14 protein-coding genes are annotated in these 14,172 nt (G+C 62.2%); 9 read left to right on the top strand and 5 right to left on the bottom strand.

Going from position 1 to position 14,172, the window contains the following annotated elements:
- Positions 1–98: 98 nt before the first annotated feature.
- From JQ611_RS42615 to JQ611_RS37265, 4 genes are all read left to right on the top strand, one after another.
- Positions 99–299, top strand: coding sequence for a hypothetical protein (locus JQ611_RS42615; RefSeq protein ID WP_212039413.1), 201 nt, complete (start codon positions 99–101; stop codon positions 297–299).
- A complete protein-coding gene (locus JQ611_RS37275) occupies positions 296–502 on the top strand; it encodes a hypothetical protein (protein ID WP_212468254.1) in 207 nt (68 codons plus the stop codon). The genes JQ611_RS42615 and JQ611_RS37275 overlap by 4 nt, the downstream gene beginning before the upstream one ends.
- Positions 502–666 (top strand): hypothetical protein, encoded by a 165-nt coding sequence (locus JQ611_RS37270; protein ID WP_212038997.1) that lies wholly within the window; start codon positions 502–504, stop codon positions 664–666. The genes JQ611_RS37275 and JQ611_RS37270 overlap by 1 nt, the downstream gene beginning before the upstream one ends.
- Before the next feature lie 473 nt (positions 667–1,139).
- A complete protein-coding gene (locus tag JQ611_RS37265; protein WP_212036501.1) occupies positions 1,140–1,337 on the top strand; it encodes a hypothetical protein in 198 nt (65 codons plus the stop codon).
- Between the two features lie 138 nt (positions 1,338–1,475).
- On the opposite strand, the gene JQ611_RS37260 is transcribed toward JQ611_RS37265, so the two are convergent.
- A complete protein-coding gene (locus tag JQ611_RS37260; RefSeq protein WP_212468253.1) occupies positions 1,476–1,655 on the bottom strand; it encodes a hypothetical protein in 180 nt (59 codons plus the stop codon).
- Positions 1,656–1,870: 215 nt separating this feature from the next.
- Here JQ611_RS37260 and JQ611_RS37255 point away from each other — a divergent pair, with 215 nt between their 5' ends.
- The 5 genes from JQ611_RS37255 (at position 1,871) to JQ611_RS37235 (ending at position 7,361) form a co-directional block, all read left to right on the top strand.
- Complete coding sequence (locus tag JQ611_RS37255; RefSeq protein ID WP_212468252.1) at positions 1,871–2,086, top strand: hypothetical protein; 216 nt, start codon at positions 1,871–1,873, stop codon at positions 2,084–2,086.
- 1,219 nt (positions 2,087–3,305) lie between these two features.
- Complete coding sequence (locus JQ611_RS37250; protein WP_212468251.1) at positions 3,306–3,560, top strand: DUF3551 domain-containing protein; 255 nt, start codon at positions 3,306–3,308, stop codon at positions 3,558–3,560.
- A gap of 502 nt (positions 3,561–4,062) precedes the next feature.
- Complete coding sequence (locus tag JQ611_RS37245; protein WP_212468250.1) at positions 4,063–5,154, top strand: RelA/SpoT domain-containing protein; 1,092 nt, start codon at positions 4,063–4,065, stop codon at positions 5,152–5,154.
- A gap of 1,493 nt (positions 5,155–6,647) precedes the next feature.
- Positions 6,648–6,851: a hypothetical protein gene (locus JQ611_RS37240; protein WP_212468249.1), complete on the top strand. Its 204-nt coding sequence runs from the start codon at positions 6,648–6,650 to the stop codon at positions 6,849–6,851.
- A gap of 219 nt (positions 6,852–7,070) precedes the next feature.
- The gene (locus JQ611_RS37235) at positions 7,071–7,361 is read left to right on the top strand and encodes a hypothetical protein (RefSeq protein ID WP_249133755.1); all 291 of its coding nucleotides are present in this window, start codon (positions 7,071–7,073) and stop codon (positions 7,359–7,361) included.
- A gap of 687 nt (positions 7,362–8,048) precedes the next feature.
- Here JQ611_RS37235 and JQ611_RS37230 read toward each other — a convergent pair.
- From JQ611_RS37230 to JQ611_RS37215, 4 genes are read right to left on the bottom strand one after another with little or no spacing between them, the layout of a single operon-like run.
- Complete coding sequence (locus JQ611_RS37230) at positions 8,049–8,300, bottom strand: hypothetical protein (RefSeq protein ID WP_212468248.1); 252 nt, start codon at positions 8,298–8,300, stop codon at positions 8,049–8,051.
- Between the two features lie 30 nt (positions 8,301–8,330).
- Positions 8,331–9,686 carry an HlyD family type I secretion periplasmic adaptor subunit gene (locus JQ611_RS37225; RefSeq protein WP_212468247.1) on the bottom strand — a complete coding sequence of 452 codons (1,356 nt, stop codon included), beginning with the start codon at positions 9,684–9,686 and terminating at the stop codon, positions 8,331–8,333.
- A gap of 14 nt (positions 9,687–9,700) precedes the next feature.
- Positions 9,701–12,394, bottom strand: a complete 2,694-nt coding sequence (locus JQ611_RS37220) for a cadherin-like domain-containing protein (RefSeq protein WP_212468246.1) — start codon at positions 12,392–12,394, stop codon at positions 9,701–9,703.
- Positions 12,391–14,145 (bottom strand): type I secretion system permease/ATPase, encoded by a 1,755-nt coding sequence (locus JQ611_RS37215; protein ID WP_212468245.1) that lies wholly within the window; start codon positions 14,143–14,145, stop codon positions 12,391–12,393. Before JQ611_RS37215 ends, JQ611_RS37220 begins: the two co-directional genes overlap by 4 nt.
- Between the last annotated feature and the right edge of the window lie 27 nt (positions 14,146–14,172).

The raw sequence follows: 14,172 nt of genomic DNA, 5'->3' as shown, positions 1-14,172 counted from the left end.
CCAAGATAACTGCAAGCAGTTAAAATTTGATCTCTCGCCCTTTCCAAGCGAAACTCTGCGTAGTTGCTGCTCTGAGAACAACCGTTGCCAACGCCGCGATGGAAACGGTCGGCCGTCAAGGGTACCCTCGTTGGAGTTGCCTGCAGCCGCCTCATCTCAAAGCGCTGGATGCTTGGATCGACAAGCAGAAAGAGCCCTACACCCGCCCTGAGGCGATCCGGGGCATGATCGAAGCCATGCTGAATATCCTCGCGAAAGACACAGGCGAGAAGCCAGTCAAGAAGGCGAAGAGCCGATGAAGGAAAGTACTCAAGCCAAAATCACGGCTGCCGTAGCCGCTGCTAGAGGAATGGCCCAGAAGGCACTAGCAGCCAGTCCAAACCCCGAGTGGACCGAGTATGAAATGCGCTCAATTGACGAGTGGATCGCCCGTCAGGATGTGAAACCCGAGCGCCCCGAAGCCATCCGCCGGCTTGTGGAGTTGGGGCTGAAGGCGAAGTAATGAGTGCGACCGGCCTGCGGGACCTCGAAGAAATGGCGGCGAAGCTCGAAGCCACCGCTCGCAAACTTCCGACGGGACGACGGCGCGACGAATTACTTGAAGATATCGCGAGATTTCGTGCGCAAATAGCCGCCCTGCAGGTCGCCGGTTTACAGGGGAAATGACGATGAGAGTTTTGATCATTCCAGCCGCGGCATGTTTTCGACAAACGCGATGGCGCAGGCTCCTTCGCCGCCGAAGGTGGGCCACAAGCCGCTGGTTCAGGTGAAGCCGAAAGCGGCAGAAGGCTGCAAGCTCGTCGGAACGGTCAAAGGGACCAAGCTGTGGGCCGGCAATTGCGCGGCGGCGTCAGAACTTCGGGGAACCGCACCCGCGGACGAGCCCTCCGCGCCAGCGACGGCTCCTGAAGCAATTCCTCCTGCGGCGAAAGAATAGCCAAGCCCCCGGCCGGTGCGGCTCTTCGCGTGATTACAAATTGTACTTGTCGCTTCACTCCTCTGCAGGTAACTTCCGACTATCGGACAGTGGCCGAGGACACATTTTTTAATTTCGGTCCCTGCGTGAAGACCTGGTCATTTTACCAGGTGGAAGCATTGCATTTTGGCCAAGACGGTTTTGCTTCGAAAGAATTTTAAAAATGGATTACGAAACCAAGAGATTGGTTGTCGGCACTCGCTTTAAGATGAGTGAACTCGGAGCCGCTCGATGCCCGGATCTGGCCGGGCAGACAGGGATCGTTGTTGAGGTTAGCCAAAGCAACACCGGCGTTACCGTGTTGTTCGGCGGAGCCAACAGACCAACGGCATTGCACAGGGATTTTATCACCCCAATTTAGCGGTAACGCATCCTGCGTGGCCTTACGCGAAGATCATAAAGCCAAGGAACGCCACCAAGACGGCCAGACAGATCACCCCGAGTCGGAAGTACAGGGTGCTGCGATCCATGGCGTGCCCGGCTAAGTTTCATTTGGCGTCTATTTCCGAACCAGCCGCGCGACCCGCCGGTGGTCGTGAGACCAAATCTCGATGGTCGGATGGTCTTCAAGATATTGGCGGGCCTCCCGCTCCGCGGTTTGCGAGTCGGTAGCGGCGAGGTCATAACGGGCCAGCGCCATCCCGCTAAGGTCGAGCGCGTAGGCAACGAATTTCCTCATGGCTGGGCCGCTCCTTGGCATGCGAAAAGCCCGGCAACATGCCGGGCGGAACGCAAGTATTACGCAGCTAAAAAGCAATGGATCTAGTTAAGCGCGCCGTTTCCGGGCCGTCTGTTCACTTTTGAACCCTACGCGTAAGGCGCCTTATCGCTTGCGCGCCCACACTGGTTGCGGAAAACTGCGGCTGGTCGAGATCTTGGCTGAAGGCTAAGAAAATGACGAAGACACCGGGCAAAGCTGAACCACAGAAGCCGATCAGCAAAGCCGAGCGCGAAGCGCGTAAGGCATTCCGCCAAGTCGACGCCGAAAAGGCAATGACCGAGCACGAGATCGCGCAAAAGGCGTTCTCAGAGCGTCTCAAGGCCGAGCGGCTGGAGCGCGAGGCTGCAGCGCCACCGCCTACAAAAGCCCAACCCAAGGCGAAGAAATGACAGATCCGAGTCCAGCGAGACGGCGTTGGACCTCCGAAGAGGAGCAGAAGCTTGATGAGCTTCTCGATGCCGGAAAGGAAGCCGCCGAGATAGCAGTTAAACTGAATCGAACACGCCAAGCTGTCTATGCTCGATTGCAACGGCGGTACAGAAAGCGAGCAAAGCAGTTCGGCTTGTCCAACTCCGGCTGAAGATACAGCGCAATCCCGAGTACGCGGACAGATACGAACCCTAGCGCTGAGTCGTTTGGCTAGACGCCGCGAGCGCGCTTCAATGGGTCATGCCCTCCCTTACCCGCCGCCCCCACCCCGAACGCTCCGACTGTCGGTCAAGGCCAGCAATGGAGATGGGACGTCGGCTTCTACCCGGCAACACATCGCGGTCGGCCATGCAGCAAGTTTCGACGAGGCGCGGGCCGGCTTCGAGGCTGCTGGAAAGAATACCTGCCTCGATGCACCGAGGCCGACTTCATCGAACATCGCCGCCAGCGAGCGCGTGGACGGCATGGAAATACGCTATGTAAAAAGCCGGCCTCCCGCTGGCCGACGCAATCAACCAGTGGACAGGCGCGGTGCTTCTGTGGCGCAGCAATCGGCACAGCGGTAACCGACCGGCATATTCACGAAGCACACATGGATTCGTAGCCCCCATGAAGTTCAGCACCGACCGCCCATTCGCCGATCCGGAGGCCCGCCGCACGCAAACTGATTGACCTCGATCTCGCGATCTCGCGCGGCTAGCTGTGCCTGCACGAGAGAGGCACCTATGTGAGGTTCACGCCGGCCGGGGCCGAACTGTTCGCCTGAGAACGCGAAAAGCCGCCCCTTCAGTTATAGCACGCCCACAAAGGCAGAAACGATCAAGATTGCCGCTCCCACCGCTAGGATTATCACATCAACTGTTACGCGTCGCTTGGCAGATTCGGTCATGGCTGAACCCTCCATCCACGGGAAACCGCGTTGTCTGACCTATCGCGACCGAGCACTGTGCGTCAGCTCACATACATATCGAGAAAGTTCACCCAGGCGGGCGCCGATCTGTTGGCCTAAACCAACTGACGCGGTCACCTGCGCTTCAATCAACGGGCCGTGTCTGTTCAAGGAAGGCGGCAAACGCGCGAACGTGAATTGACTGGGAACAAAGGGACCTGTCTGCTAGCGGTTTGAAAATCGCGCCGGGCGCCGGAGCGCGAGCTGCGAGCGTCCCGAAGGAGGCTCTGATGCGCATTCCGGCTTTGGCGATTTTGACCATCGCGACGGTTTTGACGTCGGTGTCTGCTCGGGCGCAGACGTACGATCCGGCTTATCCGGTTTGCCTGCATGTGTACGCCCGGGGGGCCAACTATTACGAATGCCGCTACACGTCGCTGCCTCAGTGCAACGCAACGGCATCGGGCCGGGGCGCGCAGTGCGTCATCAATCCATATTTTGCCAGCGCGCACTCGGATTATCGGCGGCATCGCCGCGCCTACTAAACTTATGGCGATCTAACGCCGCCCCCTTGCCCGACGACGCGCTCAAGATCGTCATGCGCGGTGCCGTCAAGGAAGACAAGGTGGTGGCAAGCTGAGGGCACGCAATCCGGCAACTCTTGCTGATCGGGGTTGGCAACTTCGGCTTGACGACCTGCACCAAGGAAGGCTGTTGGATCACAGTGTCATGGTCGCGCAAGTTCGTTGATCCGATCCTGACGCCAGACGGCAAGCAGCTCAATACGTTGCGCGAGGCGATCGCTTACCTTGCAAAGACTGTCCCCAAGGCTGAACGCGATATGCCGGCGGTCAACGACGGCAGCGGAGATGCTGACCTATGCGGCGGAGCGCGGCATTGCTTGGATGTTTCTGGCGCGCATGGGCGTCATGAAGGCGTTGCCACGAAGTCCGGGAGTTCAACCCCGATACTAAAGAGCATCATTGGGGACGGCGAAAGCTTAAGAGGGACGAATGACCGTTGCCGACGCCCTTAGATAGTGGCTTCATGTCGACTGCGACTCTGGTGCAACAGCGGCGGCGATTTTGGGAAACAATGGGCAATTTGACAACTGCGCGCCCTTGGGGGTCAAAGCAGGCGATAAACCGAGCTGGCGAGGCGCTTAGAAAGTCATCCTTGTCCATAGAGCAAGCTGGTGCGCTTGAGACGTGGCGAATAGCGCACAAGCAGGTAATCAACTCGTTCCAAGCGCTCCTCCGAAAGCGGGCTCGCGGGAAACAGGTTGAGGTCGCTCAACGCCTTAAACGACGGTTCACCATCATAGATAAGCTGTCTCGCTATCCTCGCATGGAGTTGGCGAGAATGGACGACGTAGCAGGCTGCCGACTGATTTTCCCAAACCTGGTTGCGCTAGCGGAATTTCGCGCCGGGGTGCACAGCGCAAATTTCAAGCATATTCGCAAGAACGATGCGTCGAAGTACGATTATATCGCCTCTCCAACCGAGAGAGGTTATCGGGGCATCCATGATGTGTATGAGTATCGCTCGCGCCGCAAAAGCTCTCCATCGAGAGTGTGCGATGGTCTCTTGATCGAGGTGCAGTACCGGACCGATCTGCAACACGCGTGGGCAACGGCGGTTGAAGTTGTGACGCAGATGACCGAAAACGAGCCCAAGTTTGACCGGGGCGATCCCCGGCACATCAAACTTTTTTGCCTGGCGAGCGAAATTCTTGCTCGGGTGCATGAGGAGAAAAAGTCATCCCTGCCCACCTTGTCTGATAGACAGCTAGCCGAGGAATTTGAAAAATTAGATGCAGAGATCGGCGTAATGAACATGCTGCTGAATCTTGCAGCCGCAAAATGGATCGATGACCAAGCAAGGTCGAAGCACGTCATCTTGCAGTTGAAAAAGGGCGAAGGGCTAAAACTCCATCCGTTCGATCTTGAATTAGAAGCATCCACCGCTCTCTTAGAGCTTGAAAAAGAATTTCCGGAAGATGACATCGTGTTGGTTGGGGCGGATAGCGTCGCTGAGATAACATCGGCCTTTCGCAATTACTTTCGCGACGTCGGCGACTTTTTGCATCTAATGCGGAGCGGTCGGGCTGAACTCTCAGAGGTAACTTCGGATGAGTGAGTGAACTCCGGCACCGGGGCGGGTGCCCGTATCACCACGACATGTGGACTCAGCACCGGACGCGATGGACCGCAGGCGATCTCTCGCATTGGCACGGTCATTGCTGTACCAATCGCTTGCCAGAAAAGAAACGTTCATGGTCGCGGCGACGCCGATCACTGCGGCAGCGACTGCCCCGAGCAGGATCAATAAGCTCGGCAACTTCGGTCGGCGGCGAAACGGGATCACGGGGGACATGCGCTTTGAGGTTATAAGTCGCCGCGCCGGATGCAACGCGATCTATTACCGCACAGTGGGCCTTGCACGCCCGCGCGACGCTCGCTGATGCGGGCGGCGCGGAGTTTGAGGGGTTTGTTGCCGGGCGGATCAAACGGCACTCAGCGAGCCCCGATGTCCGCTTCGTTGCCTCCAATACCGCCGAGGGCTGGTCGCGCGACGTCACGGTCGATATTGCTAGCTGCGTCGGCGCTTTCCTGAATACGATGAGGTGCCGCGCTCTGTGCAGGAGTTCTTGGAAACCGCTGTCAGGCGCTGAGCTGTTCGCCTAAAAGTCGCTGCGTTTCAAACACCGTTTCAAACGCTCGATTTCATCAAACTACATCTGAGAGTCTAAAAGCGAACCGACACCTAAAGTCCATTGGTATCTTGATGGTACGGAAGTGGGGATGACGGGGCGCGGCCGCGTTGGAAGTGTTGATTACCAAGCGAAGCTCAACCAAGTGGGAATGGCGGGTCTGTGACCGCCAGGGGGCCACGATTATCGGCGGGTTTGAGAGTACCCGACCGGCGGCCAATTACCGTGGTAATCGGGCGCTATTTCTTGTGTTGTCTACACGCTGGATACTACGATGATGCGCGAAGTCGTGCGCATCCCCGAGCGGGCTGGTACGCTTCCGGCCCAGACCTAAGCCCACTACCGAGGCGGGATCGTGCTCAGCGGCGTCTACCGAAGCGCCCGTCAACTGCGAAATGAGTGCCTGATTTGTCGCAGCATCGACACAGTGCCGTCGGTGTACTTGCCATTACAGAAGTACTGATCTAGCTGCGATGCACCAAGTACAAGCAAGACTGCAATCACGAAGCCCTTGAACATAGTGGGCCTCCTATGGAGACCGCCAACCGGGCCGGTCGGATTAAAGCATTTCGGGAATTCGCTATCGCTCGTCGCGACCTATCTGCAATGGCGGTAAGCTTGACAATGACTGGTAACAAATCCCTTAAAGGGCGGCCTGCGGCGGCCATTCGCAAAAGCCCGGCCGGCCATTTGGGACGACCGGGCGGCGGGCCGGGGTTGTTGGCGGGTTTCAGGTATGCCCGAATCGCCGTACAGCGTCCATCGTTGTGAAACTGGAGATTGCGACGTAAGGTTGGTACGCGCTGTCTGTTCCGAATGTGCATAGTCGTCTGGACGAGGAGAGTTACCTACGTGGTCGCCGTTTACATTACCGCGACCCTTCCATCTCGAAACGCGCACAAGCATTGGAGATGAAACCATGAAGCTATTCCGCAATTCCCTCACAGTCATCGTCGCCTGCTCTATGTTGGCACTGCCTTGCTTGGCAACCGCCCAGACCGCCCCCGCAATCTCTCCGGCGATTAGCACGCCGGACAAAGTCGAGACGCGCATCGGTACGCTGGACTTCAAGGACGGCATGCCGAGCAAGGAAACCATCGCCAAGATATATGACCACCGCTAAATCGATCTTGCCACGGCTCAAATTAATTCGATTCCGCGATGCGGCATCGCGGTGCGAGACTTCATGTCCAGCCACCCCCGCGCCAGCGTCGGCTCCTGGGCCGTCTGTTCACTTTTGAACGTTGCGCGTCAGGCGACTTATCGCTTGCTGGTCCGCTCTGATTGCGGAAAACTCCCGGCTTGCAAAGATCGGATCTGGCGCTGAGGCGAAGGGTAAATAGTGCCGAAGTCGCCCCTCATTAACACCATTGAGGTCAATGGCAAACCGACGCTCACGTTCGCGGGCCATGCTCGTGAAGCCGCCGAGCTTTGCAAAGAGGCGTGGCTTCGGTCCGACCTTACCGAGCTCACTTCGAACGGCGTTCCGCTCTGTTTGCCCGCTTCAACGCTTACCAGCCGTATTGCGAACGAAGGCGAGATGGGAACGTATCGGGAAGCCGCCAAAGAAGCGAAAGCGTCCGATGAGATTTTGTTCGCTTATCTCGTTGAATTAGATGGAATGCCAGAATGAACAGACTGCGTCGCTACCAAGAGAAACACTAGGGGCTGAAGGCGAAGAAGTGAACCGACTTCGAAAATACATCGAGCTAATGCCAGATGGCCAAGGACTGCGTCTGGCCTACGCCATGTCGGAGACCGCACTTCCTGACGCGAGGCCGCGGTCGCGCTGGCAGGAAATTTAGCGCAGCCGACGAGGTCATGGCGAAGCCTGGGCTCAAGTCAGTGTTTAAAGCCGCCATTGAGAGAGGTTTTGCGATCGCGCCGGATAACAGCAAATGATAACACAGCGGGCGCCATACAAGACGCGCCGCTGGACGGAAGCCGAGCTGGCCGCACTGCGGTCAATGGCTCAGGCCGGAAAGGACGCCCGCAGCATCGGCAAAGAACTTCGAAGATCCTTTATGGGCGTCCAAGCCAAGGCCAAGAAACTTAAGCTTACCTTGCGCCGCATGAGGGTATGATCGTGGAGGACGGCCCCTTTCGGGAAAACGACATCATGATCGCGACGATAGCTGGCTTGTTAGCCTGGATGATCACGCTTGCTCTACGCGTCGCTTTTAGCAGCTGAGACGCCAATCGTGAAAGCGAGACGATACAGGAAGCGGGCTACACGGCGGTACGTCAAACTACCGCTGGCCAACGCTGTCAGTCTTTCCAACACGGCGATTCTTTTTGTTCGGGTTCAAGACCTGCACCTCTAAAATTCAATCACTTCTCCGCCAAATCGTTCTGCGAAGTCTTCCGCATTCTTTAGATTGTGGAAGCTGAAGAACATCCAAACCCCGTGATCGGCTGGCGCTTCTGAACACCCGGTGAGCAATGCCTCGCCGCGTTCGAGATAGAACTGGACCATCTTGTCCCAGTCGTCACCGAAGTCGAGATCGGGCATTTTGAGCCGGACATAACATGCATTCGCAAAATTCGTTGGGGGTGCTCCTCCGTTAGACATGACGCTCCTCTGGCGTTTGCCAGAACGGCCTCAGCGTTCGCGGAATGCGCGATTCATCTGATCGGTGAAGGGCTTGGCCAGATAGGAGGCTGCGGTGCGCTCCTGAGTCGAGACGAAGACCTCCGCGGGCATGCCGGGAACGAGCCTCAGCCCCTTCTGCTGGACGAACTCCTCCTCAGCCGGCAGCAGGCGGACGTGGGCGATGTAGTGCTCCTGGCCGTTGGACGGATCGCGGGCCGAGGCCGGCGATACCATCGCGACCCTGCCCTTCAGTTCCGGCGTGGTGGTGCGGTTGAAGGCGGAGAGGCGGATGCGCGCCGGATGGCCGATCCTCACCTGGTCGATGTCGGCCGGCGAGATCTTGATCTCGAACTTGAGGTCCGCGTTCTCGGGCACCACGGTGGCGATCTTGGCCGCCGGGGTGATGACGCCGCCCACCGTGTAGGCGAACAATTCGTTGATGTAGCCTGAGGCCGGGGAGCGGATCTCGGTGCGCGACAGCCGATCCTCGACGGCGAGCTTGCGTTCCTGGAGTTCGGCGATGCGCGCCTCCACCGTGCGCAGCTCCTTCTGAGCCTCGGTCGAGGCGTTCTGGTCCACGGCGATGATCTGCACGCGGATCTCGCTCGTCCTCACCTTGGCGCGGGCGATGCTCGCCTGGATCTCGCCCCGTTCGCCCATGATGCGCGCGTAGTCGCGCTGGGCGGAGTAAACGCGCTGGTACTCGACGATCTTGCGGTCGAATAGCGACTGCAGCTTCTCGCGTTCGGCGCCGACGAGCCCGATCTCCTCCACCTTAGCGGCAAGGCGGGCCTCCATGCCCCTGATCTCCTCGCCGGTCTGGCCGATGCTGAGCTCGAGCTGCTCCTTCTGGCTGTCCCGCGCGGTCTTGTTGCCCGTGAACAGCCGGCTCTCGCCGTGGATCACGGCGCCGGCGGTCGAGGGAAACAGCGTGTGCATCTCGGCGGGAAAATCGGCGGACGGCAGATTGTCGCGTTCGGCCACCAGGCGGGCGCGGCGGCCGAGCGCTTCCACCATCTGGGCGCGCACGATCAGATGCTCGGCCTTGATCTGGACGTCGTCGAGCGTCGCCAGCACCTGGCCTTCCTTGACCTGATCGCCCTGGCGCACCGACAGCGTCTTGACGATGCCGCCGTCGCGGTGCTGCACCTCCTTGAGGTTCTGGTCGACCTTGACCGTGCCGGCTGCGACCACCGCGCCCTCCAGCATCGCCCAGGCCGCCCAGCCGCCGCACCCGGCCACCAGCAGCGCGCTCAGCACCAGGCCGGCCAGGATGCGGGGCCACAGGCGCAGCGCCCGTTCGCGGGGCGCGCCCCGGGCCGGGACCGGCTGCGGTACGAATTCGGATGCGTCGACATGCATCATGGCTTCTCTCCCCCTCAGGAATGGATCGCGGCGAATTGCAGATGATGGTGGCCGGCGACCTCGATCGTCATGACGTCCTCGGCATGGGAGCCGTGGGAAACGTCGATTGCGGTGTACTTGCCGTGGGCAAGTTCCTCGAAGCGGAAGCGAACGGGCCGGCCATGGTCGCGGTCCTCGTCGAGATAGAGCTGCTGGAACAGGTCAGCGACCTGTTCCACGGCTTCGTCGCCGTCTTTGATGGTGATCTGGTAGGTGGCGGCCACGATCCGGTCGCCGACCGTGAAGTCGGTGATCTTCTTCACGGTGTCCTGCTCCGAACCGCCGCCGTCGTCGCACGGCGGCTGGAACTCGAAGGTGTCGTTGCCGGCGCCGCCGGTCAGTACCACCGATCCGCCGTCGACGCGGATCACGTCGTCGCCCGAGCCCGCGATGATCTCCTCGAAGTCCTCGATCAGGTCCTCACCGATCTCGACGCCGCGGGCGGTGCCGTTGCGCAGGTCGATGGTGACGGTGATGGTGGTCGCCGAATAGTCCAGCGTGTCGTGGCCCGAATTGCCATCATAGTTGTCGTCGGTCCCGTCGGCCGCCGCCAGCACGACGTCGTCGCCGCAGCCGCCGTCGACCGTGTCCGATCCGCCGCCGTCGGCGATGGTGTCGTTGCCGGCGTCGCCCGCCAGCACGTCGTCGCCGGCTCCGCCCGTCAAGGCGTCGTCGCCGCAGCCGCCCGCGATCGAGGCCGAGCACGCGCCGGCGACGATTGTGTCGTCGCCGGCGCCGCCGACGACATTCTCGAACTCCGCAATTGCATCGTTGCCAATGTCCGCGCCGGAGGCATGACCAGTTGCGAAATCGATGGCGAGGTTCTGGTCGGCCGAGGAGTAGTCGATGGTGTCCGTTCCAGCGCCGCCGTTGAAGGTGTCGGCCGCGGCATCGGCCGAAGCCATGACAAGGTCGTTGCCCGTGCCGCCGGTCACGACGTCGGATCCGCCGCCATCGGCAAGCGTGTCGTTGCCGGCATTGCCCGCCAAGACATCGTCGCCCACGCCGCCGGTCACGGCGTCGTGGCCAGCGCCACCGTCGATCGACGCTGCGGTCGGACCTGCCGCCAGGGTGTCGTCGCCCGCGCTGCCGACCACGGCCTCGATCTCCGAAATCGTGTCGTTGCCGATGTCGGCGCCGTAGGCATGGCCGGTGGCCAAATTCACGTCGATCGCCCGCGCGGACGAGGAGTAGTCCAGCGTGTCGTTGCCGGCGCCGCCGGCGAAGCTGTCGTTGGCGGAATCGGCGGCCGCCACCAGATGGTCGTTGCCCGTGCCGCCGGTCACGACGTCGGATCCGCCGCCATCCGAAATGGCATCGTTGCCGGCGTCGCCGGCCAGCATGTCGGCACCGACACCGCCCGTCAGGACGTCGTTGCCGTCGCCGCCGGCCATCCGGTCCGCACCGTCGCCGCCGTCGAGCGTGTCGTTGCCGGTGCCGCCGTCGATAGTGTCGTCCCCGGCTCCCGCCATCAGAATGTCGCGGCCTGCGCCGCCGTCGAGACGGTCGTTGCCGTCCTCGCCCTGGAGCGTATCGTCGCCGTCCTCGCCGAACAGGCGGTCGTCGCCGGCTCCGCCGAACAATACGTCGTTGCCCGCGCCCGCGAACACGATGTCATTGCCGGCGCCCGCATAGACGACGTCGTTGCCCGCGCCCGCCAGGATGTGGTCGTTGCCGTCGCCGCCCGAGATCCGGTCGTCGCCGCCGCGGGCGTCGATATTGTCGTCGCCGCCGAGCCCCACGATGGTCTCGGCGCATTGGGTGCCGAGCAGGGTGTCGTCGCCTTCGGTTCCGATGATCGGCGGCGCCTCGACCACATTGAAGTAGGCCGTCTGCATCACGATGTGGCGACCGTCGCTGATCGCGTAGGTCAGCTTGACCTCGCCGAGCATGTCCGGGGCGCGGTCGAACTCCCAGCCGCCGTCCGCGGTCCGGGTCAGCGTGCCCGAGGACGAGTAGATGCCGACCACGGTCAGGCGGTCGCCGTCGGGATCGGTGGCGCCGGCCAGCAGCGCCGCCATCGATATCGCCAGCCCGTGGCAGGCGACGACGTCGGGAAGATGCACGGCCCCCGAGACGCGGGGGGCGCGGTTGCGGTGATCGGGTGCCGGGGGGTCGCGCGGATCGCGCGGAGTGGGATGCCTGTCGTCGCCACCGCCTCCCCCTCCTCCCCCTCCGCCGCCACCGCCTCCGCCGCCACCGGCGGGGGCCTCCTGGCGCGGCGACGGACGGTTGTCGTTGGCGACCTTCGGGCTTTCGCCCGATCCGGTGTCCACCTTGGGCTTGTCGGTGCGCGCCCGGGCGCTGAAATCCGTCGATCCGTCCGGGGCGCGCTCCTCGTCGCCATGCGCCGAAATCCTGACTTCCTCGGTCCGGCCGGACGATTTTGCCGCCGGCTCCTCGGGGTCGGTTTCGTCGGCCGCAGCGAGCGCGTCCTCCTTGACGGTCTCCTCCTCGCCGGCGGAGCCGTGGGGAGCCGGCTCACGGTTCTCGCTGGCCTCCAGCTTCACGGGCAGGAAGCTCTTGAGATAGGCCGAGCACGATCCCACGAACAGCAGGAAGAACAGCGGCACGAAGCGGCGGCGACGGTCATCCTTCTCCTCGTAGTCCTTGCGGCCCGGAGCGGTCTCGGCGGTGGACTGGCGGGTGGCCTGGACATTGATCGTCATGCGGGCCTCCGCAGCTGGGTCTCGGAAAGGGTGTCGGCCGGTGCGGCCGCGGCAGGCTGCCGGACCGGAGTCATGATGTCCTGCTTCTTGCCGAAGGCGACCATGCGGCCGGCCTGGACGATGGCGACGAGATCGACCGCCACCAGCGCGCTCGGCCGGTGCGCGATCACGATGGCGATGCCGCCGCGGGCGCGGATGCCCTCGATGGCCGCAGTGAGCGCCGCCTCGCCCTCGCCGTCGAGGTTGGAGTTCGGCTCATCCATCACCACCACGAACGGGTTGCCGTAGAGCGCACGCGCCAGCGCGATGCGCTGCCGCTGCCCGGCGGAGAGCGCGCAGCCCTGCGGGCCCAGCCTGGTCGCGTAGCCGTCCGGCAACTTGACGATCATCTCGTGGACGCCGGCGGCCTTGGCGGCCCCGATCACCTTGCGGTAGTCGGGATCGGGCTCGAGGCGGCAGATGTTGTCCTCGATGGTGGCGTCCATCAGCGCGACCTCCTGGGGGAGATAGCCGATGTGCCTGCCGAGGTCCTCCTCGCGCCATTGCGTCAGGTCGGCGTCGTCGAGCCGGACGCTGCCGCGCAACGCCGGCCAGATGCCGGTGAGCGCTCGCACCAGCGTGGTCTTGCCGCCGGCGGAGGGACCGATGATGCCGAGCGCCTGGCCGGCCTCAAGCTCGAATGCGACCTCGCTCAGCACCACCTGGCCGGATCCCGGCACCGCGACGGTGATCTTCTCGACCGAGAGGCGGGCGGTCGGATCGGGCAGCCGCATCGGCTCGTCCGCGCTGGCGAGCGCGATCACGGTGTCGCGCAGCCGCTGATAGGCCATGCGCGCGGCGATGAAGGCCTTCCAGTTGCCGATCGCCAGATCGACGGGAGCCAGCGCCCGCGCCGAGGCGACCGAGACCGCGATGATGGCGCCGGCCGAAAGCTCGCCCTTGATGGCGAGGTAGGCGCCAAGTCCCAGCAGGGCCGACTGCAGCACCATGCGGAGCACGCGCGAGACCGCGGCAAAGCTTCCGGTGATGTCGTTGGCCCTGGTCTGCAGGTCGAGATGCTCGGCATTGGCCTCGTTGAAGCGGCCGACGGCGCGGCCGGCGAAGCCCATCGCCTTGAGGACCTCGGCGTTGCGGGCGTTGCAGTCGGCGATGCCGTTGCGTTCCATCGCGGCCTTGCGCGTGGAGACGGTGAGGCGCCGCGTCATGATCTCGCTGACGACGGTGAGCACGACGAGGACCAGGGCGCCGGCGAAGGTCAGCGCGCCGAGCATCGGGTGGAGGAAGTAAATGAAAGCGAGATAGATCGGCATCCAGGGCAGATCGAACAGCGCCGAAGGGCCCTGGCTTCCGAGGAAGCCGCGTACCGTGTCGACGTCGCGACCGCGCTCAAGCGCCTCGGAGGTGGAGAAACCGAAGCGCGGCATGTCGATGGCGACGCGATGCGCCAGGGGAGCGATCTTGCGGTCGATGCGGGCGCCGACCCGCACCAGCACCTGGGAGCGGACGACGTCGAAGGCGCCCTGGAACAGATAGAGCCCGATTGCGAGCGCCGACAGCACCGCCAGGGTCGGGATGCTGCCGCTGGTCAAGGCGCGGTCGTAGATCTGCATCATGTAGACGGAACCGGTAAGCGCCAGCACGTTGATCATGCCGGAGATCACGAAGAGAAACACGACGATGCCGCGGAAGCCCTGGGTCAGCTCGGCGAGGCGCTGGCGCTTCGCGGGGGTGAGTTCTTTCGATTTGGCCATTTTTCAGGGTGCCGTCTGGTGCGAGGA

Source organism: Bradyrhizobium sp. AUGA SZCCT0182, from assembly GCF_018130185.1.
GTDB lineage: Bacteria > Pseudomonadota > Alphaproteobacteria > Rhizobiales > Xanthobacteraceae > Bradyrhizobium.
The sequence above is the reverse complement of the archived record's forward strand: the minus strand, read 5'-3'. Positions and strand labels throughout refer to the sequence as shown.